General features: G+C 69.6%; 26 protein-coding genes. 5 read left to right on the top strand and 21 right to left on the bottom strand.

What is annotated here, in order from left to right:
• Positions 1–14 precede the first annotated feature (14 nt).
• The 9 genes from ACNJ7K_RS12600 to eccCa form a co-directional block, all read right to left on the bottom strand.
• Complete coding sequence (locus ACNJ7K_RS12600) at positions 15–1,052, bottom strand: WXG100 family type VII secretion target (protein ID WP_487041762.1); 1,038 nt, start codon at positions 1,050–1,052, stop codon at positions 15–17.
• Positions 1,049–1,456 carry a hypothetical protein gene (locus tag ACNJ7K_RS12595; RefSeq protein WP_487041761.1) on the bottom strand — a complete coding sequence of 136 codons (408 nt, stop codon included), beginning with the start codon at positions 1,454–1,456 and terminating at the stop codon, positions 1,049–1,051. Before ACNJ7K_RS12595 ends, ACNJ7K_RS12600 begins: the two co-directional genes overlap by 4 nt.
• Before the next feature lie 118 nt (positions 1,457–1,574).
• Positions 1,575–2,915, bottom strand: coding sequence for a phosphoglucosamine mutase (glmM, locus tag ACNJ7K_RS12590; protein WP_487041760.1), 1,341 nt, complete (start codon positions 2,913–2,915; stop codon positions 1,575–1,577).
• Between the two features lie 152 nt (positions 2,916–3,067).
• A complete protein-coding gene (gene rpsI, locus ACNJ7K_RS12585; protein ID WP_006550056.1) occupies positions 3,068–3,571 on the bottom strand; it encodes a 30S ribosomal protein S9 in 504 nt (167 codons plus the stop codon).
• Complete coding sequence (gene rplM / locus ACNJ7K_RS12580) at positions 3,568–4,011, bottom strand: 50S ribosomal protein L13 (RefSeq protein ID WP_006550055.1); 444 nt, start codon at positions 4,009–4,011, stop codon at positions 3,568–3,570. Before rplM ends, rpsI begins: the two co-directional genes overlap by 4 nt.
• A gap of 289 nt (positions 4,012–4,300) precedes the next feature.
• Positions 4,301–4,591 (bottom strand): WXG100 family type VII secretion target, encoded by a 291-nt coding sequence (locus tag ACNJ7K_RS12575; RefSeq protein WP_016690931.1) that lies wholly within the window; start codon positions 4,589–4,591, stop codon positions 4,301–4,303.
• A 61-nt stretch (positions 4,592–4,652) separates the two neighbouring features.
• Complete coding sequence (locus tag ACNJ7K_RS12570; protein WP_225623589.1) at positions 4,653–5,006, bottom strand: WXG100 family type VII secretion target; 354 nt, start codon at positions 5,004–5,006, stop codon at positions 4,653–4,655.
• A 130-nt stretch (positions 5,007–5,136) separates the two neighbouring features.
• Positions 5,137–6,651: a type VII secretion-associated protein gene (locus ACNJ7K_RS12565; protein ID WP_487041759.1), complete on the bottom strand. Its 1,515-nt coding sequence runs from the start codon at positions 6,649–6,651 to the stop codon at positions 5,137–5,139.
• Positions 6,651–10,634, bottom strand: coding sequence for a type VII secretion protein EccCa (eccCa, locus tag ACNJ7K_RS12560; RefSeq protein WP_487041758.1), 3,984 nt, complete (start codon positions 10,632–10,634; stop codon positions 6,651–6,653). Before eccCa ends, ACNJ7K_RS12565 begins: the two co-directional genes overlap by 1 nt.
• A 195-nt stretch (positions 10,635–10,829) precedes the next feature.
• Here eccCa and eccD point away from each other — a divergent pair, with 195 nt between their 5' ends.
• Positions 10,830–12,281 (top strand): type VII secretion integral membrane protein EccD, encoded by a 1,452-nt coding sequence (eccD, locus tag ACNJ7K_RS12555; RefSeq protein WP_455409188.1) that lies wholly within the window; start codon positions 10,830–10,832, stop codon positions 12,279–12,281.
• Complete coding sequence (gene mycP / locus ACNJ7K_RS12550) at positions 12,278–13,645, top strand: type VII secretion-associated serine protease mycosin (RefSeq protein WP_183070544.1); 1,368 nt, start codon at positions 12,278–12,280, stop codon at positions 13,643–13,645. The genes eccD and mycP overlap by 4 nt, the downstream gene beginning before the upstream one ends.
• Position 13,646: 1 nt before the next feature.
• Here mycP and eccB read toward each other — a convergent pair whose 3' ends face one another.
• Positions 13,647–15,101 carry a type VII secretion protein EccB gene (gene eccB, locus ACNJ7K_RS12545; RefSeq protein WP_230788630.1) on the bottom strand — a complete coding sequence of 485 codons (1,455 nt, stop codon included), beginning with the start codon at positions 15,099–15,101 and terminating at the stop codon, positions 13,647–13,649.
• Positions 15,102–15,341: 240 nt separating this feature from the next.
• Between eccB and eccE the strand changes: the two genes are divergently transcribed.
• Positions 15,342–16,925: a type VII secretion protein EccE gene (gene eccE / locus ACNJ7K_RS12540; RefSeq protein WP_230788628.1), complete on the top strand. Its 1,584-nt coding sequence runs from the start codon at positions 15,342–15,344 to the stop codon at positions 16,923–16,925.
• Here the strand turns inward: eccE and ACNJ7K_RS12535 are convergent.
• Complete coding sequence (locus ACNJ7K_RS12535) at positions 16,913–17,488, bottom strand: NADPH-dependent FMN reductase (RefSeq protein ID WP_120279956.1); 576 nt, start codon at positions 17,486–17,488, stop codon at positions 16,913–16,915. The genes eccE and ACNJ7K_RS12535 overlap by 13 nt on opposite strands.
• Positions 17,485–18,090: a TetR/AcrR family transcriptional regulator gene (locus ACNJ7K_RS12530; RefSeq protein ID WP_487041757.1), complete on the bottom strand. Its 606-nt coding sequence runs from the start codon at positions 18,088–18,090 to the stop codon at positions 17,485–17,487. Before ACNJ7K_RS12530 ends, ACNJ7K_RS12535 begins: the two co-directional genes overlap by 4 nt.
• A gap of 69 nt (positions 18,091–18,159) precedes the next feature.
• Between ACNJ7K_RS12530 and ACNJ7K_RS12525 the strand changes: the two genes are divergently transcribed.
• Both ACNJ7K_RS12525 and ACNJ7K_RS12520 read left to right on the top strand, forming a co-directional pair.
• On the top strand, positions 18,160–19,302 hold the full coding sequence (locus ACNJ7K_RS12525; RefSeq protein WP_120279958.1) for an acyl-CoA dehydrogenase family protein: 1,143 nt from the start codon (positions 18,160–18,162) through the stop codon (positions 19,300–19,302).
• Positions 19,303–19,361: 59 nt separating this feature from the next.
• Positions 19,362–20,228 carry an aminoglycoside phosphotransferase family protein gene (locus ACNJ7K_RS12520; RefSeq protein ID WP_120279959.1) on the top strand — a complete coding sequence of 289 codons (867 nt, stop codon included), beginning with the start codon at positions 19,362–19,364 and terminating at the stop codon, positions 20,226–20,228.
• 256 nt (positions 20,229–20,484) lie between these two features.
• On the opposite strand, the gene ACNJ7K_RS12515 is transcribed toward ACNJ7K_RS12520, so the two are convergent.
• The 9 genes from ACNJ7K_RS12515 to infA form a co-directional block, all read right to left on the bottom strand.
• Positions 20,485–21,486, bottom strand: coding sequence for an alpha/beta hydrolase (locus ACNJ7K_RS12515; protein WP_230788624.1), 1,002 nt, complete (start codon positions 21,484–21,486; stop codon positions 20,485–20,487).
• A 35-nt stretch (positions 21,487–21,521) separates the two neighbouring features.
• Positions 21,522–22,358, bottom strand: a complete 837-nt coding sequence (truA, locus tag ACNJ7K_RS12510; RefSeq protein ID WP_225623593.1) for a tRNA pseudouridine(38-40) synthase TruA — start codon at positions 22,356–22,358, stop codon at positions 21,522–21,524.
• Positions 22,359–22,423: 65 nt separating this feature from the next.
• Entirely contained in the window at positions 22,424–22,978 is a 555-nt protein-coding gene (gene rplQ, locus ACNJ7K_RS12505; RefSeq protein ID WP_006554582.1) for a 50S ribosomal protein L17, read from the bottom strand.
• Between the two features lie 30 nt (positions 22,979–23,008).
• Positions 23,009–24,070 (bottom strand): DNA-directed RNA polymerase subunit alpha, encoded by a 1,062-nt coding sequence (locus tag ACNJ7K_RS12500; RefSeq protein WP_016694607.1) that lies wholly within the window; start codon positions 24,068–24,070, stop codon positions 23,009–23,011.
• Between the two features lie 101 nt (positions 24,071–24,171).
• Positions 24,172–24,777, bottom strand: coding sequence for a 30S ribosomal protein S4 (gene rpsD / locus ACNJ7K_RS12495; RefSeq protein ID WP_006554584.1), 606 nt, complete (start codon positions 24,775–24,777; stop codon positions 24,172–24,174).
• A gap of 22 nt (positions 24,778–24,799) precedes the next feature.
• A complete protein-coding gene (gene rpsK / locus ACNJ7K_RS12490) occupies positions 24,800–25,213 on the bottom strand; it encodes a 30S ribosomal protein S11 (protein ID WP_006554585.1) in 414 nt (137 codons plus the stop codon).
• The gene (rpsM, locus tag ACNJ7K_RS12485) at positions 25,213–25,581 is read right to left on the bottom strand and encodes a 30S ribosomal protein S13 (RefSeq protein ID WP_006554586.1); all 369 of its coding nucleotides are present in this window, start codon (positions 25,579–25,581) and stop codon (positions 25,213–25,215) included. The genes rpsK and rpsM overlap by 1 nt, the downstream gene beginning before the upstream one ends.
• 209 nt (positions 25,582–25,790) lie before the next feature.
• Positions 25,791–25,904: a 50S ribosomal protein L36 gene (gene rpmJ, locus ACNJ7K_RS12480; protein WP_003938068.1), complete on the bottom strand. Its 114-nt coding sequence runs from the start codon at positions 25,902–25,904 to the stop codon at positions 25,791–25,793.
• A 92-nt stretch (positions 25,905–25,996) separates the two neighbouring features.
• Complete coding sequence (gene infA, locus ACNJ7K_RS12475; protein WP_006554587.1) at positions 25,997–26,218, bottom strand: translation initiation factor IF-1; 222 nt, start codon at positions 26,216–26,218, stop codon at positions 25,997–25,999.
• Positions 26,219–26,281 lie beyond the last annotated feature (63 nt).

The following is a 26,281-nucleotide window of genomic DNA, read 5'->3' as shown; positions in this document are numbered from 1 at the left end:
CACCGTCGTTCGCGTCACAGCGGTCCGGCTTCCGCGAGCACGACTCCCGCATCGCCCGCGTCGTTCTCGTCCTGCCGGTGGTCGTCCTCGACCGGCCCTGAGGCATGTTCGCGTCTGCGTTCGCCCGGCCGGATCCCGGGAACCGTCAGCAGTGCACCTTGATTCGGCGGGTCGCTCGGTCCGTGCCGCATCGTCCCGTCGTCGACGACGGGAGCCACCGTCCCGGCACCGGACGCGCCCACGGCCACCCCGGCGCCCTCGGCAACGCGTTCGGTGGTCGTCGCCAGGTCGGTGACAGTGCCGGCGATCCGGTGGCCGGCCTCCTCACACGCCCCGAGCACCACGGCGACGGCGTCCCGGACGGCCGGGACCAGACGTTCTTCGACCCATCTCCGGCACTCGGCGGCAGGGTCGCCCACGTTGCTACCGGGCGGGTCGCCCACGTTGCTACCGGGCGGGTCGCCCACGTTGCTACCGGGCGGGTCGCCCACGTTGCTACCGGGCGGGTCGCCGAACCAGCAGGCATGCTCCTCTGGGCTCGGTCCGTGCGGGCCGCCGCTCGCTCCGGCGACGATCGTGTCGATCTCGTCCCTCGTGCGACCGTCGACGGCGCGTTCCGCGAGATCCCCGACGACGCGGGCCTTCTCACGCAACGCCGCGGCGATCGCGGTGGCGGCCGACTCCAGAGCGACCGCGAGATCGGTCAGCGACGCACACAACGCCACTCCGGCACGGACGGTGGTCGTCAGCTCGGCGCGAGCCCGGTCGGCGGCGGATCCGTCCCACGACTCGTCGAGTTGCTGCAGGAGGCGACGCTGTTCGTCGGTCCGACGACCGAGCGAGGTCGCGAGCGAGCGCGTCGTGACGGCGTCGTCGGCGAGGGCGGGCAACGAGAGAGCACGTTCCTCGTCGTAACGTGCCCGGACGTCTGCGACGCAACAGCCGGACTCGAGCCCGAGAGTGTGCAGGGACTGCACGAGGTCGATCAGACGGGCCAGGCCGGGCGCTCCCGCGTCGAGGATGTCGCCTGCGCTCTCGGGCGAGGTCCTCACGGCTGCCGGGTCCCTGCGTCGCCGAACCCGGCACTGTCGAGGTCGGCACCGGTCACAGCGGTGAGGGCGATGACGGTCGCGTCGTCCTGGTGCCGGTAGGTGTCCGCCACGACGCGCAACGCGTCGGCATGCGCCTGCACGGTCGCCGCCCAGCTCTCACACGCAGCACGCATCCTGCGATAGCCGGTCTCGACGCGGACGCCGGCCGCCCGATGCGTCGATCCGGCACCGCCGCCATCGAAGACGAGACCACCGAAGCCGCGACGGATCCCGGCGTCGGCGTCCTCGGCGACCTCCGCGAGTCGTGCCGCGACGGCGCGCACCGCCTCGTCGTCGAACCTGATCGTGCCGCGCTGTGTAGCTGTGTCGTGCTGCGCTGCCGTGTCGTGCTGCTGTGTGTCCATGTCCGCCCTTCGCCCACCGAACCCTCTCGAAGGGTTAGGACGCAGCGCGGGGCGATCCGGTTCCACCACAGCGTCACTGCGAGCGGAAGGCGGCGGCGATGTGCAGGGACCGCGCAGGTCAGACGGCGGCGACGACCCCCGCGAGACGGTCGGCGACCGCCCGGGCGTGATCGTCGTCGGCGGCTTCGACCATGACGCGCACAAGCTGCTCGGTGCCCGACGGACGCAGCAGCACCCGGCCGGTCTCACCGAGTTCGCGCTCGGCCTCCGCGACCGCGTCCGCCACCGCAGGATCGTTCGCGACGGCGACCTTGTCGTGGACCCGCACGTTCACGAGGACCTGCGGAAGCGATGTCATCACCGAGGCGAGCTTCGCGAGCGGCAGACCCGTCGTGGCGATCCGCTCCATCAGGCGCAGACCCGTGAGCACGCCGTCGCCGGTCGTACCGTGCGCGGGCAGGACGATGTGACCGGACTGCTCACCGCCGAGGCCGTAGCCACCGCGGCGGAGCTCCTCGAGCACGTAGCGGTCACCCACACCGACGGTGCGCACCTGGATTCCCGCCGCCCGCATCGCGAGATGCAGACCGAGATTGCTCATCACCGTGGCGACGAGGGTGTCGTCGGGAAGTTCACCGGCTTCGTGCATGCCGAGGGCGAGGATCGCCATGATCGCGTCGCCGTCGACCACCGTGCCGGTCGCGTCGACGGCGAGGCAGCGGTCGGCGTCGCCGTCGTGCGCGAGACCGAGGTCGGCGCCGTGCTCGAGCACGGCCTGCTGCAGCACGGACAGGTGCGTGGATCCACAGCCGTCGTTGATGTTCAATCCGTCGGGTTCGGCGTTGATCGCGATCACCGTCGCACCCGCGGCCGCATAGGCGGCCGGGCCGGCCTGCGAGGCGGCGCCGTGCGCGCAGTCGACCACCACGGTCGTACCGGTGAGCGGCTTGTGCACGGCCGTCGCGAGATGCGCGAGGTAACGTTCGAGGGCGTCGGACACGACGCGTACCCGGCCGATGCCGGAGCCGGTGGGGCGTGCGGCGCTCTCGGCGTCGCCGTGCAGCACCGCTTCGATCCGGTCCTCGGCCTCGTCGTCGAGCTTGTGCCCGCCGGCCGCGAAGATCTTGATGCCGTTGTCGGGCATGGGATTGTGCGACGCGGAGATCATCACGCCGAGGTCGGCGCCGTAGTCACCCGTGAGGTACGCGACCGCAGGGGTGGGCAGCACGCCCACCGACACCACGTCGACTCCGGCTGCGGTGAGTCCGGCCGTGACGGCCGCCTCGAGCATCTCCCCGCTCGCGCGTGGATCTCGACCCACGACCGCGACCGGTCGCCGCTCGGCACCCTGCGGGGCCAGGACCGCTGCCGCAGCGCCTGCCAGGCGTACTGCCAGCTCCAATGTGAGCTCGGCGTTGGCCAAGCCCCGGACTCCGTCGGTGCCGAACAACCGACCCATGTACACAGCCTCCCAGTCGTGTGCGGCCCCCGCCGCGGGTGTCGATAGAGGACAGAATGCACGAAAGCAGGCGCCGGTAGGAGATGTCTACCGACGCCTGCTCTCGTGGTGGAACAGGTGCCGACTCTGACGAAATCAGCGTCGGCGGCACATCAGCGCTTGGAGTACTGCGATGCCTTACGGGCCTTCTTCAGGCCGTACTTCTTGCGCTCGACGGCACGCGGGTCACGCGTAAGGAAGCCGGCGCGCTTGAGCGCGGGGCGATCCTCGGGGGTGACCTCGGTGAGTGCACGCGCGATGGCGAGACGCAGCGCGCCGGCCTGGCCGGACGGGCCGCCGCCGTGCAGGCGTGCGTGGATGTCGAACGACTCGGTGCGCTCGACCGTCACCAGAGGCGACTTCACGAGCTGCTGGTGCACCTTGTTCGGGAAGTAGTCCTCGATGGTGCGGCCGTTGAGGGTGAAGTTGCCGGTGCCGGGCACGAGGCGGACGCGGACGACAGCCTCCTTACGGCGACCGACGGTCTGGACCGGACGGTCGAACACGATCGGGGCAGCAGGTGCCTCGACGACGTCCTCGACGTACTCGTCTGCAGCGACCTCGACGTTCTCGACGTACTCTTCGGGGTTCACGTTCTGTTCCTCGGGCGTCGTCACTGTGCCACCTGCTTGATCTCGAACGGCACCGGCTGCTGCGCGGCGTGGGGGTGGTTCGGGCCCGCGTAGACCTTCAGCTTCTTCGCGATGGCGCGACCGAGCTTGTTCTTCGGGAGCATGCCGGTGACGGCCTTCTCCACGAGGCGGTCGGGGTTCTTCTCGAGAACCTCGCCGACGGAACGAGCCCGCAGACCGCCCGGGTGACCGGAGTGGCTGTAGAGGAACTTGTCGGTCCGCTTGTTGCCGGAGACGGCAACCTTGTCGGCGTTGATGATGACGACGAAGTCACCACCGTCGACGTGCGGCGCGAATGTGGGCTTGTGCTTTCCGCGGAGCAGGTTTGCCGCCTGCACCGCGAGGCGGCCGAGCACCACGTCGGTGGCGTCGATGACGTGCCACTGATGGGTCACGTCGCCGGCCTTCGGTGTGTACGTAGACACAGATCTTCCTCGTCTATCGTTTCGCTGCTGGCCTGCATGCCGACGGTTGCCACGCCCGGCGGCCAGTTGGGACCCGGGAGAGGTGTTCGTCGCGCCACAGGGCACGACGACGTGCGACACGCCGAGGGGACACTCTACCGGGCGGACGCAGGGCCGGTCAAAGCGCCGCAGCAACCCTGACCCCGATCACCCCCGGCCGGAGCACCCCGGAAGCAGCAGCACGTCCCGGCGGCCTCTCCACCACCGGGACGTGACAGCGCCGGATCAGCTCGGATCCGGCGGACCCGGATCAGCCCGGGAAGCGCTGCTGGTTCAGTCGCTCGACCTCCTGCATGTTGTCGTTACCGGTCGAGACCACCCGACCGATGTCGTGCAGCACCTGGATGAGGCCGGCCTCGGCCTCGTTCCAGCGCGCCTGCGTGGCGGCGTAGCGCTCCTGCGCCCCGCTGTCCCAGGTGGCGATGAGGGGCGCCACCTGCCCCTCGATGCGGTCGAGCGTCGCCTCGATCGCCTTCTGACCGGACACGAGCTGGGCGTGCAGGTCGGCGACGCCGGCGAAGTTCTGATAGATCTCGGACACGGATCGTTCTCCTTGTTCTCGAATGTGTGCCGGAGGGGCTGTGTGCCGGAAGGAGCGGGGATCAGGTGAACGACCCGTTGAGCACCGAACCACCGTCGGGGTCGATCGCCGACAGGGACTGGGCCTGCTGGTCCTCGGCCGCGGCGTACGACCGTCCACTGGTGCGCACGGCTTCTGCCAGTTCGTCCAGGGCGTTCGACAGCTTGGTGTGGTTGACGTTCCAGCGCTCCATGATTCCGGCGAACTGTTCCGCCGAGCGGCTCCGCCAGACCGACGGCGCGGACTGCACCACGCCCGTCAGGCGACCGAGGATCGCGTCGAGTTCGGCGCGGGAGTCCTGGAGTTGTCCCGCGACGACCTCCATGGTCGTCACATCGGTGGTGAGGTGATTCGAATTGCCGGTCGGTTGGGTCAACGGCGTACTCCTTCGCTCGTGCGTGGATCATCCGGCTCGGCGTCGAGCCGGTCCTGGCTCCTACATGTGGTTGGACGCACCCGATCCGGTATCGGTTCCGCGCCTTCCGAAATTCGTGGACTTTCTTTTCTCACCCGACCCGGAGGGTGTGGACGGCCTGCTCGCACTCGCTGCGGATACGGGTCCATTCCTCCTCGAGGTACTGGCACCCCACCGAGACCTGAAGTCCCGGGAAGACCAGGACCGACCACCGCACCACCGAGTAGTCGTCGGGAACCTCGGTGTACGCCACGACCTTGCGGTCGGCGAAGGTCGTGTCGGTGTCGAGGTCGCGGATGACCGGTGCGCGTTCGGCGGCTCGTTCCGCCAACGCGGAGGCGACCGAGCGCTCGTCGGTCCCGTCTGGGAGATCGCGGTACACGACCAGGATCCGGCGATCGGTTCCGCCGACCGGTATCAGTTCCGCGCGACCCGCGGGCACGGTCGCGGGGTCGCGGACGCGCCAGCCCTCCGGCAGGTCGAGGTGCAGCGGACCGGCGTCGATCCGCGTCGACGGGGAGGGACCGGTGTCGGCGGCCGACTCCGGCTCACGAGCGTCGGTCGGTGTCTCCTCTGCAGCAACGACTTCCGGTGGATCCGGAATCTCCGCGTCTCCGCCTTCTCCGGTGAGTAGCAGCCACAGGAAGATCGCAGCGGCGAGCAGGAACGGAACCGCCGCCCCGGCGACGACCAGGGTGCGCACCGTGCCGGCCCGCCCGGCACGAGGGGGATCCGGGCGTGCGCGCACCTCGCTCAACCACGGCAACGTCCTGTCGGGTACGTCGGTCGTCGGAGCGACGGCCGGGGCACTCGTGGTCGTTCCGGTTCCGGCCGGTGGCGTTGGAGGGCCGGTCACGGCGCCGAGCATCTCCGAGGCCGCGATGGGCACCACCCGCCGGCCCGCACCCACGAGATCGGTTGCAAGGGCGAACGATTCGACACCGTACGGTTCGCCCGGACCGCCGGTCACCACCACGACTTCCGGCCCTGCCCCGCCACACACCGAGGTCAGCAGGACCTCGAGTCGCGTCGCGGCGTCCGGGGAGTGCACGGACAGACCCGGATCGCGCGCGAGGCGTTCGACGGTCGGCCCGTCAGGTCCAGGCGGAGCGATGCTCACGGCGGTGGCTCCCCCGGCCGCGAATTCGAGCACCGCGCACCGCTCGTGCGGCGCAGGATCGGCGGCGCGCGCGGCAGCCACGGCGACCGGGAGCAGGATCGTATCGCCCGCGACCTGCCGCACGGCGGTCCGGAAGAGATCGCGTCGCCGCTCGTTCCACCAGGTGGGGTGTATCGCGCACGCCACCCCGCCGGTGTCCGGTGCACCCACGGTCGCTGCGGCGTAGGAGACGAGCCCGCTCAGCAGTTCTCCGAGTTCGGTCTCCCCTCCGACCGCGGCCGCATCCACGAGTTCCGTGACATCCACGACGCCTGCGACGCCGGCCGGCTCCGACTGTTCCTCCGCTGCCGCTCCGTAGACCCGCCGGTCGCCGAGTTCCGCTGCGAGAGCGGGCACGCTGCGCGTGGTTCCGGGCCACCCGATGTGGACGGACCCGGGTGTCAGCGTGAACGCGACCGCGACGACCGTCTCGTCCCCGATCGCCATCACACCTCCGGCGCCCAGGCGGTCTGGACGAGCGCCGTGCCGTCGCGTCGTACGAGCGTGCCGCGGCCCGGCGGCATCGGCGACGGACGGACCGCGCCGACGAGCGCTCCCTCGTCGCGGCTACCGCTCATGATCAGACCCGGAGTCGACAACTCCCGCAGGCGTCCGAGGATCGGTTCGTACATCGCGCGTCCGGCACCACCCGAGCGACGCGCGACCACCAGGTGCAGACCGACGTCGCGTCCCTGCGGGAGATAGTCGACCAACGGCAGCAGCGGGTTCTGGCCCGAGGTGGCGACCATGTCGTAGTCGTCGATCACCACGAAGACTTCGGGTCCGGTCCACCACGATCGATCGCGCAGCTGTTGTTGCGTCGTGTCGGGGCCCGGCAACCGGCGCTCGAAGATTCCGGCGAGTTCGCGGACCATGGCCGCGAAGACCGTCGCCGACGGGGCATATCCCCCCAGATGGTCGCCGCCGACGACGCCGAGCAGCGTGCGGCGGTAGTCGCCGACGATGATCCTGGTCTGCGCACCGCTGCCGGCTTCGACCAGTCCGCGGCACAGCCCTCGCAGCAGATTGGTCTTGCCGCATTCCGAGTCGCCGAAGATCAACAGGTGCGGATGGTCGGTGAAATCCACCGATACGGGCGCGAGTTCGGATTCGTCGATGCCGATCGGGACGGAGAGCCGGGTCGCCGGGGACGCGTCGGCCGGTGGCGGCCACCCTGCGGGCAGAGCTGCGAGGAGGTCGGATCGGTCGATGCGTTCGGGCAGCATGCGCACCGGCGGCGCCGAACGCCCCGGCGTGGCAGCACGGACGGCCTCGACCGCCGCCGCGACCCCGACCGCGAGATCGGCCGGATCGGAGCTTCCGTCCACCCGGGGCAGCGCCCCCAGGATGTGCAGGCCGTCGCGGTCGATACCGCGTCCCGGCCGCCCTTCCGGCACCATCGCCGCTCTCTTTCGGCCGTACTCGGAGTCGGACGGGTCGCCGAGGCGGAGTTCGAGCCGTGTACCCAGCAGGTCGCGCATGGCGGGCCTCACGTCACCCCAACGCGGGGCGCTGAGCACCACGTGGATGCCGTAGGACAGGCCCTGAGCGGCCAGGATCCCGATCGTCTGTTCCAGCGCCTCGAAGTCCTGCCGGATGCTGGGCCAGCCGTCGACGACGAGGAAGACGTCGCCGAACGGATCGTCGGTGGCCGGTGCGACCGCGTCGGCGCGCATCCGCCGCAGCTGGGCCATGGACTCGATACCGTTCTCGGCGAAGGACCGTTCGCGACGACGCAGCAGCGACATCATCTCCGCGACCGTGCGGCGCACCCGGTCGGTGTCGTGCCGCCCCGCGACGGAACCGACGTGCGGCAGGCCGGCCAGACCGGACAACGTGCCACCACCGAAATCGAGACCGTAGAACTGCACCTGTTCGGCGGTGTGCGTGAGGGCCATCGACAGGACGAGGCTGCGCAGCAGTGTGGACTTTCCGGACTGCGGGCCGCCGACCACCACGACATTGCCGGCCGACCCGGACAGATCGACCACCAGCGGGTCGCGGCGTTGCTCGAACGGCCGGTCGACGACACCGACGACGGTGCGCAGGACTGCGTGACGCGGCACGTCGCCGGTGAGCACCGACCTGGGCAACAGCATGTCGAGCGACGGGGAGTCGTCGAGCGGAGGAAGCCACACCTCGTGCGCCGGTGTTCCGTGCCCCCGGATCCGGTCGACGACCACCTCGAGCACGCTCCGACCGTCGCCCGCGGGAAGAACCGGGAGCGGCTCCGTGACCGGGGCGGGCGGACCGGCGTCGACCGGCACCGCCCGCGCGGTGAAGAGCCGGGGCCGGGACGTGCCGGCCGGCACCGCCGATCGGGTGCGCCGGGTGGGGCGGCCGGGCTCGTACGGTCCCGAGACGTACGCCGCGGAGAAACGCTGGATGTCGGCGGAATCGGTCCGCAGATATCCGGCGCCGGGTGTCGACGGCAGATGGTAGGCGTCGGGAACACCGAGGACGCTCCGCGATTCGTTGGCGGAGAAGGTCTTCAGGCCGATGCGGTACGACAGGTGGCTGTCGAGACCGCGGAGACGCCCCTCGTCGAGTCGTTGGCTGGCGAGCAGCAGGTGCATGTGCAGCGACCGGCCCAGACGTCCGATCGCCGCGAAGAGGTCGGCGAATTCGGGCTGTTGAGAGAGCAGTTCGGAGAACTCGTCGACCACGATGAACAGCGCGGGCAGCGGGTCGAGCGGTGCACCTGCAGCCCTGGCCTTCTCGTAGTCGCCGACGTTGGCGAAATTGCCTGCGGTCCGGAGTAGTTCCTGACGGCGGTTCATCTCGCCTTCGAGGGCGTCCTTCATGCGGTCGACCATCGCGATCTCGTCGGCGAGGTTGGTGATCACCGCCGCGACGTGCGAGATCCGGTCCAGACCGAGGAAGGTCGCGCCGCCCTTGAAGTCCACGAGGACCAGGTTGAGCGCCTCCGGTGGGTGCGTCGCCACGAGACCGAGGACCAGCGTCCGCAGGAATTCGCTCTTTCCCGAACCGGTTGCGCCGATGCACAATCCGTGCGGTCCCATCCCGTTCTCGGCGGCCTCCTTGAGGTCGAGTTCGACGGGCGCACCGTCGATGCCGACACCGATCGGTACCCGCAGGCGGTCTCGTCCGCGGCGCGGCGCCCATGCCTGCGCGGGGTCGAAGCGGGCCACGTCCCCGAGTCCCAGGAGCTCCTGCCAGTTCGACGGCCGGTCGTCGCCGGCGCTCTCGTCCATCGCCCCGCTCGTCACCCGGTACGGCGCGAGGAGTCTGGCCAGCGTCTGTGTCTGCGGAGTCCCGATGCCGTCGGCATCGGCGAAGATGTCGACATCGGTGCCGGTGGCGACCCCGACCCGTCCGTCCTCGACCACCAGGCGCAGGCCGCGCGTCGCGCTGAGCCGCGTGGCGTAACCGGAGAGGTCGAGCACGGTCATCGCGTCGAGACCGTCGTCGAGCACCCCCGAACCCGATCCCGTGACCCCGCCGTCGACGACCACGACGAGATGCACGGCCCCCTCGGTGGCCGGGGCGTTCCGGACGAATCTGCTGCGACCGGCGAGGACCGCCGCGAGATCGGTCTCGAGTTCGAACAGCGAACCGAACACCGTGCGTGCACTGCCCGCACCGTCGCGCAGGACGGGGTTCTGTGCGTGCGGCAGCCACTTGATCCATTCCCATTCCGCGGCGGTGTCGGGCCCGCACACGACGGCGACCTGCAGCGTGTCGGGACCGTGGAAGGTGCACGCCTGCGCGAGCATCGCCCGCGCGAGCGAGCGCGCCGCGCCGCGATCGCCCTCGATGCCGATCGCGGCGAAACCCCGCAGCGACACGGCCGTGGGCAGCGCCTGCACCACCGAGTGCGCACGCACGAACCTGCGCAGCGAGAGGGCGGCGACGGGTTCGAGATCCTCGACCGGTCCGGTGTCCGGAGGCACGAGCCGGGTCGCGAGTCGCTGCCCGCCGCGCCCCACCCTGAGGTGGCCGAAGTCGGGATCGGTGCTGCGTCGCTCCCACATCCGGACGGTGCCGGCGAGGGTCCACAGCAGGGCCGGGTCGGGATGCGACCATTCGAGCGCCCGACGTTGTTCGTGCGCCGTCTCGGTGACCTCGCGCCGGAGCTGGTCGAGATAGCGCAGATAGTCCTTGCGGTCCTCGTTCGCCTCGGCAGTCTTCGTTCCCCCGCTGCGACCACTGTTGGCGAGCATGCCCACCAGGGACACGACCATCATGAGGGGGAAGATCATCGCCATGGGGCTGCGTGCGGCGCCGGAGGTGAACATCAGCGCGACCATCCCGATCATCGCCGCGACCATCACGAGCGGGAGCAGTCTGGTCACCAGATTGCCGGGCGTGGCCCGGGGGATGTCCGGTGGCGGTTGGACACTCACCTCGCCGCTGGGAACGCGCGGTGCCTCCCGCCGTGCTCTGCGCACGAAACGCACGGTACTCACGTTCGTCACCCCCCGGAACGCCGTCGGCCGCCCCCTACGGCCCCACGGTCGTGGAAGACTAACCCATGGCTGCGACCTTCCGTGCTCCTGCTCGCCCGTCGGTCCCTCGACGGAGAACTCGGGCACGACACCGATCGGGACGATGTCGTATGGTCTGCGTCGTTCGGACTGCAGTGACGGGGGGAACCGAGGCCGATGACATCTGTGCGTGCGCGATCCGAGACCCCGGGGCAGGTGGGCGCCCCGGATCTGTGCCGGATCACCGTGCTCGCCCGCCACACCGAAGTCGATCTCGCGCTGCCCCTCGACGTTCCGGTGGCGCTGCTGCTCCCGGGGATCGTGGATCTCGTCGCCGGCCACCGGCCCGACAACGACTTCGACGCGACACCCGAACGCTCGGAACCCGACGGCTGGGCACTCGCCCGGATCGGTCGGGCCCCGCTGTCCGGTGTGCTGAGTCTCGACGAGCACGGCGTCCGCGACGGGGAGATCCTCGTCCTGGAGGATGCCGGATCCCCCGCTCCTCCACCGTTGTTCGACGACGTCATGTACAGCGTCGCGGCCTCGGACCGGACCACGACGCCGTGGGGTGCGGGCCCGTCGGGTCTCATCGCGGCCGTCCTGGGTCCGGTCGCCCTCGCCGCGGGCTGCGTACCGTTGCTGTTCCTGCCCGACGGCGCGAGCCGTCTCACCCTCGGAGCCGTGTGCGCCGCACTGCCTCTCCTGGTGCTGCTCGCCGCAGGCATCCTCGCCCGGCTCCACGACGATCGACGGACCGCGACCGCGCTGCTGTGGTGCACCTTCCCGCTCGCAGCGACGGCCGGTGCGCTGCTCGTTCCCGGCGAATCGCCGGCGCCGCGTCTCGTCCTCGCCGCGGCACTGACCGGTGCGGTCGCAGTGCTCGCCGTACGTGTCACCCGCATCGGCCTCGCACCGTGCACGGCGGTCGCCGCGACCGCCGCGGGTGTCGTCGTGACGGCCACCCTCGCATCGACCACCGATCTCGATGCGCGCGCCCTCGGAGCCGGAACGGTGGTGGTGGCGTTGCTGGTCGCCGGCACGGCACCGCGCCTCGCGGCGATGCTCGCGAAACTTCCCATCCCTCCTGTCCCCGCTCCGGGCGCTCCGCTCGAACCGGAGACCACCGAGAGCAACGTGTCCGGGTTGCCGTCACCGGCGGAGCTCGAGCACCGCGCGGACCGGGCGCGCAGCGCGCTCACCGGGATCGTCCACGCCGTCGTCCTACTCACGGCGGGCGGAGCGTGGTGCGCCGCATTCCCGTGGGACGGAGAGGTGTCCGTCCCCGCGGTAGCACTGGCCGTGGCGTCGGCCGTGGTCCTGGTCTTCCGAGGCCGCACCTACACCGCGACTGCGCAGGCGGCTCCCCTCGTGGCGGGTGGCGCGGTACTGCTGCTCGGGCTGCTCGTCGGTGCGGCAGCGAGCCGAGCGTTGCCGCCGTGGGCGGTGTTCGCATCGGCTACGGGTCTCGCATGCGCCGGTTTCCTCTTCGGGGTGGTCGCGCCGCGACGGACGTTCACTCCGGTGCAACGCCGGATCGCCGAGATCGCCGAGTACGCGACCATCGCCACCGTCGTGCCGTTGGCCTGCTGGGTCGCCGGTGTGTACGCAGCGATCCGCGGACTGTGACGGTGCGGCTGTCAGGTCGGTTCGCGGTCCTGGTCCTCACTGCCCTGGTAGCGACCGTCACACCGGGTCTCGCGACCGCCGCGCCCCCGGTACCCGATCCGGCGCAACTACCCGTCGGCGCGACGCCTGCGCCTCCCGAGGCCACCGAGATGCGGGTGCTGTGCGCAGAACTGCCGGATGCTCCCGACGGACCGCAGACCCCTCGGGCACAACGCATCCTCGACTTCGCGTCCGTGTGGCCGATCACCCGGGGAGCCGGGCAGGTGGTCGCTGTCATCGACACCGGGGTCCATCCGCATCCGCGGTTGCCGGCCCCGATGCCGGGTGGCGACTACGTGTCCACGGGCGACGGCACCGAGGACTGCGACGCGCACGGCACCCTCGTCGCCGGGCTGATCGCAGCACGGCCGACACCCGGATCGGGTTTCGCCGGTGGCGCACCCGACGTGGGGATCATCGCCATCCGCCAGTCGAGCGGCCATTTCTCCGACCGCTCCCGATCGGACGACGATGCCGCGCGCAACGCCTCCGGATACGGCGACGTACGGACCCTCGCAGCGGCCGTCCGACATGCGGTGGACCTCGGCGCCACCGTCGTCAACATCTCCGAGGTCGCCTGCCGGACGGTCGCCGAGGGCCTCGTCGACGGTCCGCTGGGAGCGGCGGTGCAGTACGCGACGGATGTGCACGACGCGGTCGTCGTCGCGGCGGCCGGCAACACCGACACCTGCCGCGAAGGCAATCCGCGCTCGGCGGATCCGGCCGATCCCGGTGCGGATCCGTGGGATTCGGTCGTCACCCTGGCATCACCGGCCTGGTACGACGAGTACGTCCTCACCGTCGGTGCGGTGGAGGACGACGGCACACCGGCGGAGTACAGCTTGCCCGGGCCATGGGTCGACGTCGCCGCTCCCGGGAGCGGGCTCGTCTCGCTCAATCCCGGCACCGATGGTCTGGCCGACCTGATCCCCGGCCCCCAGGGCGGCAGACCGGTGTCCGGGACGAGTTTCGCGGCGCCGCTCGTCGCGGCGACGGTCGCGCTGGTGCGCTCGCGGCACCCGCAGTTGTCCGCCCGGGAGGTGATGACGCGCATCGAGAACACCGCCCACTCCCCCGCGGAAGGATGGAATCCGCAGGTGGGGCACGGTGTCGTCGACCCGCTCGCCGCCGTCACCGCTCCGCTGCCGGCCGAGCGCGCGGAGCCGGTGCCGGCGGTTGCCGTCGCCGAGCCGACTCCTCCCCCGGTACCGGATCACCGGCCGCGCACCATCGCGCTGATCTCGGCTGCAGCCGTGATCGCCGCGACCGTCCTCGTTCTCGTCCTCACCGCACCGGCACGACGACTCGCCCGATCACGCACCTGAATCAGTTGCCCGCCCGGACGGGGACCGCCCCTGGGTCCGCGGCGACACCGTCGTGTGCGAGGAGTGCCTGTTCCCGGCCGAGCACGGGTCCCGGCGCGAGCAACTGCAGGATCGGCCACGGGACCCGGACGGGTGGATCCGTGAAGCCGAGCGCCGCAGCGGCGTCCGCATCGATGATGCCGTACCGCACACCGGTGTCGGCGACGTAGAACAACGAACCGAGACGGTCGGTGTCCGAGGTCAGCGAGGTGGTCTGCACGTATCTGCCGCGGCCCGGCGGAATGTGGATCGCGTCGACCTGCGGTCCGGCACCGTCGGCCTGGGCCGGGGCCACGGGCACCGCGTCCTTACCGGTGGGCAGGGCCGTCCCCGCGGACAACCGCAGAGCCGAGCGGTGCCGGTCGGCCTCGCCCGTGCCCGGCTGCCAGGTCGAGCACGCCACCGGTCTCTCCCCCGGATCGACGATCCGCGGGACGACCTCGGGAAAGGTGTCGACCGGCAGTTCGTGCACGACCGGCGCGGCCGCGAGGACGTCGGGCGGAACCACCGGAATCTCCGGTGCTCCTTGCGAATCCGAGAAGTGGATGAGATGCGCGGTGGCCCGCGAGACCTCCTGCACACCGTTCTCGAGCACCACGTGGAAACTCTGACCGTCCGGTTCGGACACCGCGACGACCGACCCGACTCGCACACCCGGAATCGACACGCCCGGGACACCTCCGGCGCCGGTGATGACGGGTGCCGTCAGTTTCGGCGACTCCGGCACGGCGGCGAGCAGTCCGGGGCTCGCGGGGCGCGCACGGGAGACGTCGATGCCCAGCAGGCGCACGAGCGACCGGTCGTTCGGGTCGATCTCGGCGCGCCTGCCCTCGTAGAGCAGGTGGTATCTGCCGTCCGCGGTCACGAGGAGCGCTTCGTCGCCGGCGAGTACCGAGCCTGCCCGGTGGTCGGGTGTGCCGGCGAGCACGGCGGTGGTCGAGGACTGCAGACCGTTCGGGTCGGCGACGTCGCACACCGTCCACGGCACCTCCTCTGCATCGTGGACCAGGGAGGATGGCGCACCCGGGATCCCCACCAGCGGTCCGCGTGGTCGTGTCGTCAGTTCCTCGTCGGCCACGACCGCCGGTTCGGCGGGCGATCCGAGGATCAGCCGCGCCGACGCGAGATTCAGGACGGGATGGAAGGTCGTGTCGATCGCGACGTAGAGCGCACCGGAGTCGCGTCCGACGACGACGGAAGCATCACCGATCCGGTCCTGGGGGCGGAACAGGGCAAGGGCGGCACAGCCTCCCAGCACGACACACGCGACGACGATTCCGACGACGAACGCCCGGAACTGGGAACGCATGGGATCGTGGATCATTCGTACGTCGCCCCGCACCAACGCATGATCCATGCGTCGTACCAGGAAACGGTATCCACTGACCTGCCATCGCGTGGTCGGTTGCGCTGCCATCGATCTCCCCCCGTACGGCACGCTCTCTGGCGCAACACAGTACAGTTCTGTCGGGCGCTCACCACAGGCGCTCCGCGCGGTCAGGGGGAAGGTCGGCACCGCGCCGGAATCATTGCCGGCCGTCGTTCGGGGGGATCGATGCAACGGACCGTATCCGAGACGGAGGATTCACGGGTCGGCACAGTGCCCAATGGTGCACGGATCAGCACAACAGCAGGTGAGACGAGAAATCATGTCGCCGTGCGGCTCGTGGGTGCGCAGTGCGTGGCCGTCCTCGTGTGGGCGCTGGCGGTGGTGTCGGGGGCGTCCGTGGGGGTGGCCTGTGCGATCGCCGTGCCGTCGGCCGCGCTGTGCCTCGTGCGGATCGGCGGGCGCGGCACAGCCGAATGGATCGCGACCGTTCTGCGCCGACGCACGGAGGCTGTCCCCGTCTCGGGTGTCCTCCGCGACTTCCATGTCGGGTCGGCGGTCCCGGTGGGGGTGCGATGGGACGGCCCGTACGCGACCGTCGTTCTCGAGCTGACCTCCCAGGCCGGCGCGATCACCCGGCTCGGGCGCGACAGCGAGGAGACGGGGCGAACCCTTCCTCTCGACGCGATCGCCGCCTGCCTGTACCGGCACGATGTCGTTCTGGACGGGATCGATGTCGTGGTGCAGGGGCGCCGGGTTCGCGACTCGACCCCCGCGGGCCACGCCTACGCGCAGTTGCTGGGCCCGCTTCCCGCCGCGGCCGAACGCACGGTGCGGGTGGTGCTCCGACTCGATGTCACGTCCTGCGCGGCCGCTGCCGCCCGTAGAGGCGGAGGCTCCGAAGGTGCGGCCCGGACCGTCGTCGCGGCGGCGCGGCGCGTGATCCGCGCGCTCGGCGACGCCGGGTACGGTGCGCGACTGCTCACCGCGAGCGAGATCGAACAGGCCGCGCTGCGTATCTCCCACGGGGTGCCGGCGACGGAGTGGGTCCCGACGCACCGGCACGTCGCCCTGTCCTCTGCCTTCGATTCGGGCGGCGCCTTCGATCCCCGACGGATCGACCGCCACCACACGGCGGCGATCTGGTCGCATCCGACCCTGGCGTCGACTCTGGTCCTCCGGTTGCGACCGGGTGATGACGGGTCGGTTCGGGTCGGGGCGCTGGCACGGTTCACCACGCGCGAGGCGGACGTCCCCTCGGTGGCCGGGCTGCTCCCGGCGTACGGACGTCACGCCGAACTTCTCACAGCGGCACTGCCCCTCGGGGTTCCGCAGCTGGAGGACCGGGTTCCGTTGCGCGAATCGCGCACCGGGGAACTCGACGCCCTCGCTCTTCCGGCCGGTGGGTGTGGGCAGCTCGTCGGATCGGACGACGCCGGTCGCGCCGTCACCGCGCGTCTCACCGGTCCCGGAGTCCGCTCGGTCCACATCGCGGGTGAGTTGTATCTCGCCCAGCAGGTGGTCTTCCGCGCCGTCGCGGTGGGGGCGCGGGTCGTCGTCCACACCGACCGCCCCGGCGCGTGGCGCGGCCTGGTCGGATCCGCGGCCGGACCCGACCGGCTGCGTCTGGCGGGCGAGTACGCGGGCGACCGCGATTTCGACACGGTCGTCTACGACGGCGTCCCGCCCACCTCGTCCGTGCCGCACGCGACCGCGATCCACGTGCACATCCATCCGGACGGATGGCCGCGCGAGCGCCCCACGGTGTCGTTGCTCCAACCCGGAGCGGCCGGGGACCGTGTCGTGCTCACGGCGGGCGACGAACGCACGCCCCTCACACTCGTGACGATCGCGGCGGAGAGCACCCATCTCGGCCGGTCGCGCATGCCGGATCCGGCGTCTCAGCCGGGATAGCGGTCGAGAGCGGTTCCGGCGCGGACGGTGCGTGCCCACCACGCGAGCTGGTCGAGCATGCGTTCCGCGCCGTCGATCGCGGCCTCGTCGCTCGTGGTGCCGTCGGCAGCGAAGGCGTGCTTGACGCGGTGGAAGCTCACCGACTGCCGCACCGGCACCATGTGGACCTCGACGACGACCTGCCGCAACTGCTCGACCGCGCGCAGGCCGCCGGACAGGCCACCGTAGGAGACGAATCCGACCGGCTTGGTGCGCCATTCACGCTTGACGGTGTCGATGGCCGTCTTCAGCGCGGCGGGATAACCGTGGTTGTACTCGGAGGTCACCACCACGAAGGCATCCGCAGCACCGATGCGGCGGGTGAAGGCGTCGGCGTCGGGCCCGCCCGAGAGGTCCTGCGGGAGCGGGGTGTCGGCGAGATCGAGGACGCCGACGTCGAACTCGGGGCGACGCCGCGCTGTGGCCGCGAACCAGTCGGCGACGACCGGCGCGATGCGACCGGCGCGGACACTCGCGACGACGACCTCGAGGCGGATCGGATCGTTCGGTGCAGCCGTGGTCATAGGGTCGATCGTAGGTGCGGTGCGGCCGAGAGCCCGTGCGCGAGCAGCGCGGCGAGTTCCCGGTAGGCACGTGCGTCCTCGAGACCGGTTGCCTCGGCCACCTGCCGTTGCTGGATACGCACCATGACCGAGGCGACGACGTCGGCGACGAACGCCGCGTGGACGTCGCGCAGTTCGCCGGCCGTGACGCCGTCGGAGATGAGCTGGCGGACGCGGTCGGCGGCGAATCGGGTGTTGCGTTCGTAGACCTCGCGCGCGACCGGCGTGTGGGCGATGTCCTCCATGAACCGCGTGGAGGCGGGTTCGAGTTCGCGCCCCACGGCCTCGAGATAGACGCCGATGCGTGCCTGGGCGTCCGCGGCCCGCGCGACGTCGGCCTCGACCCGTTCGGCGGCACCCTTGAAGAAGTGGACGGTCGCCGCGTAGACGAGCCGGTCCTTGTTCTCCGCGAGTGTGTAGAGCGTCGATTTCGAGCAGCGCAGGCGCGCGGCGATGTCGTCGAGGGTCAGGTGCGCGAAGCCTTCTGCCAGGAACAACGCGACCAGATCGTCGAACAGTTGCGCCTGCCGGGCGGTGGGTCGCCGGCTACCGACTCTTGCCATACCGAAAACAGTACTGCAGTATCGTCCTCAGTACTATTTTCGGTCCCCAGCCTTCCAGGAGGAACCACCGTGCCCGTCGAGCGTCTGCTTCCCACCCGCGAGGCCTACGACCTGATCGACCTCACCCGCGACGTCGCCGACAAGGTACTCGCCCCGCGCGTCGACGAGCACGAGCGCAAGGAGACCTTCCCCGAGGGCGTCTTCCCCGCACTCGGCGCCGCAGGACTGCTGAGCCTGCCGTACCCCGAGGAGTTCGGCGGCGGCGACCAGCCCTACGAGGTCTACCTGCAGGTCCTCGAGGAACTCGGCGCCCGCTGGGCGGCCGTGGCGGTCGCGGTGAGCGTGCACGGACTGTCGTGCTTCGCGCTCGCCACCCACGGCACCGACGAGCAGAAGAACAAGTGGCTCCCGGAGATGCTTGGCGGCAACACCATCGGCGCGTACAGCCTCTCCGAGCCGCAGGCCGGATCCGACGCCGCGGCCCTCGCGTGCCGCGCGAAGCCCGTCGACGGCGGCTACCGCATCACCGGCTCGAAGGCGTGGATCACCAACGGCGGCAAGGCCGACTTCTACACCCTGTTCGCCCGCACGGCCGACACCGGCAGCAAGGGCATCTCGTGCTTCCTCGTGCCCGCCGGCACCGAGGGCCTGTCCTTCGGCAAGCCCGAGGAGAAGATGGGCCTGCACGCCATCCCCACCACCTCCGCCCATTACGACGACGCCTTCGTCCCGGCCGAGCGCCGGATCGGCGTCGAGGGACAGGGACTGCCGATCGCGTTCAGCGCACTGGATTCCGGACGCCTGGGAATCGCCGCCGTCGCGACGGGTCTGGCCCAGGCCGCGCTCGACGAGGCGACGGCCTACGCCAAGGAACGACAGGCCTTCGGCAAGCGCATCATCGACCACCAGGGCCTCGGGTTCGTCCTCGCCGACATGGCCGCGGCCGTCGACTCGGCCCGTGCCACCTATCTCGACGCCGCCCGGCGCAAGGACGCCGGCCTGTCCTACTCGCGACAGGCATCGGTGGCCAAACTCGTCGCGACGGATGCCGCCATGAAGGTCACGACCGACGCGGTCCAGGTCCTCGGCGGATACGGCTACACCCGCGACTTCCCGGTCGAGCGCTTCATGCGCGACGCGAAGATCACCCAGATCTTCGAGGGCACCAATCAGATTCAGCGACTCGTGATCGCACGCTCCCTCGCGGGGTGATCGATCGCGAGCCGGAAGCGGCAGGGGTTCCCGCGGCGAAAGATCGCTAGAGTGCCTGCATGCCGGACGCCCTGGAGCGGCTCACTCCACAGCAACGCCACCTGCTGACGCAACGGTTCGGCCGCATCGTCGTGGTCGCCGACATGAGTTGGGGCCTGGTGTCGACCACCGTCCTCGCGGTCGACACCGACGACGGGCGACTGGTCGTGAAGGCGGGCGGAACTCCGGACCGGCACATCGGCCGCGAGATCAGCGCCCACGAACGGTGGACCGCTCCGTGGGTCCGGTGCGGTCGCGCCGCCCGGATGGTGTTCGCCGACCGCGCGGCGAAACTCGTCGTAACGGAATACCTTCCGGGCCGGCTCGTTCAGGGCACGGCCGCGTCGTCCCGTCCGGACGTCTACGAACAGGCCGGCGCGTTGCTCGCCCAGTTCCACTGCCAGGAGCGGGTCGTGGACGAGGGGTACGAGCGATCGGCGAACACGAAGACGCTGCGGTGGCTCGCGGCACCGCACCGCATCGGTCCCGACGTCGTCGGCCGGTTGCGCTCGATGGTCGAGGGGTGGCCGACACCGACGGCCACCCTGGTGCCCACCCACGGCGACTGGCAGAGCCGCAACTGGCTCGCCGACGACGCCGGCAGGGTGAAGGTGATCGACTTCGGACGTGCCGCGATGCGCCCGGCGGGTGAGGACTTCGAGCGGCTCGCGGTGCGCGAGTTCCTCCGGGTCCCCGGCGCCGAGGAGGCCTTCCTGCGCGGCTACGGCGAGGATCCCCGTGAGGAGGACGCGTGGTTCCGCCGACGTGTCCGCACGGCGGTCGCGGTCGCGGTGTGGGCTTTCCATGTGGGCGACGACTGCTACGAGGCCGAGGGCCACCGCATGATCGCCGAGGCGCTCGCTCGTGCGTCGACAGTCGCGCGTTAACAACTTCTCGACGGATATTTGTCACATTCGCCGAGGTTGCCCGTTACCGGCAGTTTCGCTTGAATCAGCTCTGGACATACGTCCAATTCGTTTTCTACACGGAGGTCACCACATGCTTCTCGGTTCGCTCGACGCGCTCATCAGCAACGTCCTCAATTTCCTGGACTGGCTGATCTGACGAGCATGTGAGAACGCCCGAGGGGGTGAGGTCGCGGACCTCACCCCCTCGGTGACTTTCGAGCGCAGCGCTCTCGGCTCAGGCGCCGATGGCCTCACCGAGCACGGGCCACGAATCGTGCAGGGCCTCCTGCCAGTAGCCCCAGGTGTGGGTACCGTCGGTCCGGACCGAGTAGGTCGCCTCGACCCCGGCTGCGTCCAGCGCACCGCGCAGTCGCGTCGTGCAGTCGTTCACGCCGGCCTCGATGAGCCCGAGCAGAGCCACATCGGGAAGGACGGCGACACCGTCCTGCTCCCATGCCTTCAATTCGTACGGACCCGGGACACCGCTGCTCGTGGAGACGTACACGGCCTTGCCGCGCAGCTTCTCGGCGTTGAGCACGACATCCTGTTCGGTCCAGTGCTCACCGGCGACCGGTCCCCACATGTTCTCGACTTCGCCCCCGCCGAACGCGACGACGATCTCCGCGTAGCGCGAACCGATATCCGACGCGGTCTCGGCGCATCCGCTGTACGAACCCACCGCCTGGTAGAGATCGGGCGCCTGCTGCGCCAGAGCCAGCGCCGACGTCGCCGACATCGACACACCGGCGATCGCGTTGCGGCCGCTCGCGCCGAGCGTCTCGTCGACCACCGACGGGATCTCCTCGGTGAGGAAGGTCGTCCACTTGTTGCGTCCGAGAACGGGATCGTCCTCGAGCCAGTCGGTGTAGTAGCTGAACGCGCCACCGACCGGAGTGACGACGTTGACGTTCTTGTCGCCGAAGAACTCCACGATGTCGGTCTGCTCACGCCAGGTCGCGCGGTCCAGTCCCCCACCGGCACCGTTGAGCAGGTAGAAGACCGGTCGCGGTGCGCTCGTGTCGGCCGGGCGCAACACCTGAAGCTCGATGGTGCGTTCCATCGACGGTGAGTACACGAACAGCGACCAGTCGCGGTCGGTGTGCTTCTCGATGCGTTCGACAGTCGCGCTCTGCGACCGGGTCTCGCCGGTTGCGGCGACCGGGAGATCCTCGGCGTGGGCGACCGCGGCACCGGGCAGGACCAGCGACGAGACGGCGACCGCCGCGATCGTCCCCATCAACGCAAACCGTCGTGCGCGCACATTCGTTCCCTTCATCCGCAACAGCCGGGCGTGATGGGCCCGCGCGTCTCCCGCGTCGCAGCGTTGCGCGCGGCCAGTTCCTCGTCAGCAGGGTAGTCGACGCGGACCAGTGACAGGCCGTGGGCCGGTGCCACCGCGACGGACGCCGCACGTTCGCGTTCGTCGAGCAGGGCCGTCATCCACTCGACACTGCGCCGCCCCTCCCCCACGGCCAGGGCGGCACCGACGAGGCTGCGCACCATCGACCAGCAGAAGGCGTCGGCGCTGACGTAGGCGGTGAGGATGTCACCTTCGCGGGTCCAGTCGTATCGCTGCAGTTCGCGTACGGTCGTTGCACCCTCCCGCCGCTTGCAGAAGGCGGCGAAGTCGTGCAGGCCGAGCAGCGACTGCGACGCGCGTTGCATCGCATCGAGATCGACGGCCTTCGGCCACGCGACGGTGTCGCGGGCACGCAACGGTTCGGCGCCGTACACCGCTGTGGTGAGGCGGTATTCGTAATGACGCCGGATCGCCGAGAACCGCGCGTCGAAATGTTCGGGGGCGACGGAGATCCCGGTGACCCGCACGTCGCGGGGCAGGAACCGCGCGAGACGACGGACCCAGCGCGACGGATCGTCGGGCAGCGCCGCGGTGGGGACGTCGACGTGAGCGACCTGCCCGGACGCGTGCACGCCGGCGTCGGTGCGACCGGCGACGGTGAGCAGTACGGGGGTACGGACGATCGCGGAGAGCTTCTCCTCGATCTCCCCGCACACCGTGCGACGTCCTGGTTGCCGTGCCCAGCCGGAGAAGTCGGTGCCGTCGTACGAGATGTCGAGTCGCAGACGAGTTGTCTCGTGAGAAGCCACGAGCCCGCCGCCCTCAAAAGGGACGGCGGGCTCGTGAGCTTCAGCAGATGCCGAAACCAAGTGGACTAGTCCTTCTTGGCCTCGTCCGCCTCGGGTGCGTCGGCAGCCGTGGCGTTGGTGTCCTCGACACCCTCGACGACGGCGTCGGCATTCGCGACCTCGGCGTCGGTGGCCTCGGCCTCGACGGCCTGGACCGCGTTGTCCTCGGCGGGTGCCTGCGAAGCGGCGACGCGGCGAGCGCGGTCGGCCTCGGAGGTGACGGTCTTCTCGCGCACCAGCTCGATGATGGCCATGGGGGCGTTGTCGCCCTTGCGCGGCATCGTCTTGATGATGCGGGTGTAGCCGCCGTTGCGGTCCTCGAAGGAGGGACCGATCTCCGCGAACAGCGAGTGGACGACGTCCTTGTTGCGGATGACCTTCAGCACCTCACGACGCGAGGCCAGGGTGCCGGCCTTGGCGTGCGTGACGAGCTTCTCGGCGTACGGGCGCAGGGCCTTGGCCTTGGCCTCGGTGGTGGTGATGCGGCCGTGCTCGAAGAGCGCGGTGGCCAGGTTGGCCATGAGCGCCTTCTGATGCGAGGCCGATCCGCCGAAGCGGGCGCCCTTCTTGGGCTTGGGCATGATTTTCTCCTAGTAACGGACCGTGAGCTGCTACAGCTGCTCGGTCTCGGCGTAGTCCTCGTTGCCGTCGTTGTCACCGAAGGAGCCGGCCTCGGTATCGCTCCAGGTACCGGTCGCGGCGTCGTAGCCGGCGACGGTGCTGGGGTCGAACGATGCCGGGCTGTCCTTGAGGGACAGGCCGAGCGAGTGCAGCTTGACCTTGACCTCGTCGATGGACTTCTGGCCGAAGTTGCGGATGTCGAGCAGGTCGGACTCCGTCCGTGCCACGAGCTCGCCGACGGTGTGGACACCTTCGCGCTTGAGGCAGTTGTAGGACCGGACCGTGAGGTCGAGGTCCTCGATCGGAAGTCCGAAGGAGGCGATGTGGTCGGCCTCGGCGGGCGAGGGACCGATCTCGATGCCTTCTGCTTCGACGTTCAGCTCACGAGCCAGACCGAAGAGCTCCACGAGGGTCTTGCCCGCCGAGGCGAGCGCGTCCCGCGCGCTGATCGAGTTCTTGGTCTCCACGTCGAGAATGAGCCGATCGAAGTCGGTGCGCTGCTCGACGCGGGTCGCTTCCACCTTGTACGTCACCTTGAGCACCGGCGAGTAGATCGAGTCGACCGGGATACGGCCGATCTCGGCGCCGGACGCCTTGTTCTGCACGGCAGGAACATAGCCGCGACCGCGCTCGACGACGAGCTCGATCTCCAGCTTGCCCTTGTCGTTCAGGGTGGCGATGTGCAGATCCGGGTTGTGGATGGTGACACCGGCCGGGGGCACGATGTCGCCGGCCGTGACGGTGCCCGGTCCCTGCTTGCGGACGTACATGGTGACCGGCTCGTCCTCTTCCGAGCTCACCACGAGACCCTTGAGGTTCAGGATGATGTCGGTGACATCCTCCTTCACGCCGGGAACGGTGGTGAACTCGTGGAGAACGCCGTCGATGCGGATGCTGGTGACAGCGGCGCCCGGGATCGACGAGAGCAGGGTGCGACGAAGCGAGTTGCCGAGGGTGTACCCGAAGCCAGGCTCGAGCGGCTCGATGACGAACTTCGAGCGGTTTTCAGCGATGACCTCTTCGGTCAGTGTGGGTCGCTGAGAGATGAGCATCTGTTGCCTCCTTGTGGGCGTCCGCCATATGACGCCCTAGTGGAATGGAGCGGTGTCCTCCCGCCCGGACGGACCGGAGGACACCACGACACCGAAGTGTCTTACTTCGAGTAGTACTCGACGATCAGCTGTTCCTGCAGCGGGATGTCGATCTGCGCGCGCTCGGGGAGCTGGTGGACCAGCACCCGCAGACGCGGGCCGACGACCTGCAGCCAACCCGGAACCGGGCGCTCGCCCTGGGTTTCGCGGGCGACCTGGAAGGGCAGCGTGCTCAGCGACTTCTCGCGGACATCGATGATGTCGTACTGCGAGACGCGGTAGCTGGGGATGTCGACCTTCTTGCCGTTGACCAGGAAGTGGCCGTGGCTCACCAGCTGGCGGGCCTGACGACGCGTGCGGGCGAGGCCGGCACGGTAGACGACGTTGTCCAGGCGCGACTCGAGGATGACCAGCAGAACCTCACCGGTCTTGCCGGGGCGGCTGGCGGCCTCTTCGTAGTAGCGACGGAACTGCTTCTCCATGACGCCGTACGAGAAGCGGGCCTTCTGCTTCTCCTGCAGCTGGAGCAGGTACTCGCTCTCCTTGATCCGCGCGCGGCCGTGCTGGCCGGGCGGGTAGGGGCGACGCTCGAAGGCCTGATCGCCTCCGACCAGGTCGACACGGAGACGACGCGACTTACGGGTAACGGGACCGGTATAACGAGCCATTATTCTTTACCTTCCTTTCCCGTTAGACGCGACGCCGCTTGGGCGGACGGCAACCGTTGTGGGGCTGCGGGGTGACATCGGAGATGGTGCCGACCTCGAGGCCTGCGGCCTGGAGGGAACGGATCGCCGTCTCGCGGCCCGAGCCCGGGCCCTTGACGAAGACGTCGACCTTCTTGACACCGTGTTCCTGCGCCTTGCGGGCGGCGTTCTCGGCGGCGAGCTGCGCGGCGAACGGGGTCGACTTGCGCGAACCCTTGAAGCCGACGTGGCCGGAGGACGCCCAGGAGATCACGTTGCCCTGCGGGTCCGTGATGGACACGATGGTGTTGTTGAACGTGCTCTTGATGTGAGCGGCACCGTGCGGGACGTTCTTCTTGTCCCTGCGCCGTGCCTTCTGGGTCTTCTTCGGACCGGTGCTGCGTGACTTGGGAGGCATTACTTCTTCTTTCCTGCGACGGTGCGCTTCGGACCCTTACGGGTGCGGGCGTTGGTCTTGGTGCGCTGTCCACGCACGGGCAGACCACGACGGTGTCGCAGGCCCTGGTAGCAGCCGATCTCGATCTTGCGGCGGATGTCCGCCTGAACCTCGCGACGGAGGTCACCCTCGACCTTGTAGCTCTCCTCGATGTACTCGCGGAGCTTGGCGAGGTCCTCGTCCGTCAGATCCTTGCTGCGCAGGTCCGGGTTGACACCCGTGGCCTCGAGGATCTCCTGGGAGCGAGTACGGCCGATGCCGTAGATGTACGTGAGTGCGATCTCCATCCGCTTTTCGCGGGGAAGATCGACACCTGCGAGACGTGCCATGTGGCATTCCTATTCGGTGTGCGGAGGTCTGCTCCCAGCCCGTCCCCTGCGTCGAAGAACTGTGTGATTCAAAAACACAGTGGGGCCCCGGCCTCCGTACCGGGGGTTGATCGCGCAGCTCCTCGACGGATCGAGGATCGTAACCACGCGACTGGTGCTGGAAGGTCTTCGTGCTTGTTGCCAAGCAGATCTTCGAGACGAAGGTGGATCTAGCCCTGACGCTGCTTGTGACGCAGGTTCTCGCAGATCACCATGACCCGACCGTTGCGGCGGATCACCTTGCACTTCTCGCAGATCTTCTTGACGCTAGGCTGAACCTTCACGTAAGTCCGATCTCCTGTATGTGCGCCGCCGGACACGGCAGAGCCGGCCCGGCGACATGATTCTCCCCGACCGTGTGGCCGGGGAAGCTTCGTTACTTGTAGCGGTAGACGATGCGTCCACGCGTGAGGTCGTAGGGAGAAAGCTCCACGACAACGCGGTCCTCGGGAAGGATACGAATGTAGTGCTGACGCATCTTTCCGCTGATGTGGGCGAGAACCTTGTGCCCGTTCTCCAGCTCGATGCGGAACATCGCATTGGGCAGCGGTTCGATTACCCGGCCCTCGACCTCGATTGCCCCGTCTTTCTTAGCCATATCCTCCGCGATCCGTTGTTCGGCGTTGTGGTTGCATCGGCATCCGTTACCGTGACGCTCGGC

Origin of the sequence: Rhodococcus shunpengi (assembly GCF_048381395.1) — a bacterium.
Lineage (GTDB): Bacteria > Actinomycetota > Actinomycetes > Mycobacteriales > Mycobacteriaceae > Rhodococcus.
This window is presented reverse-complemented; position numbering and strand designations above follow the sequence as displayed.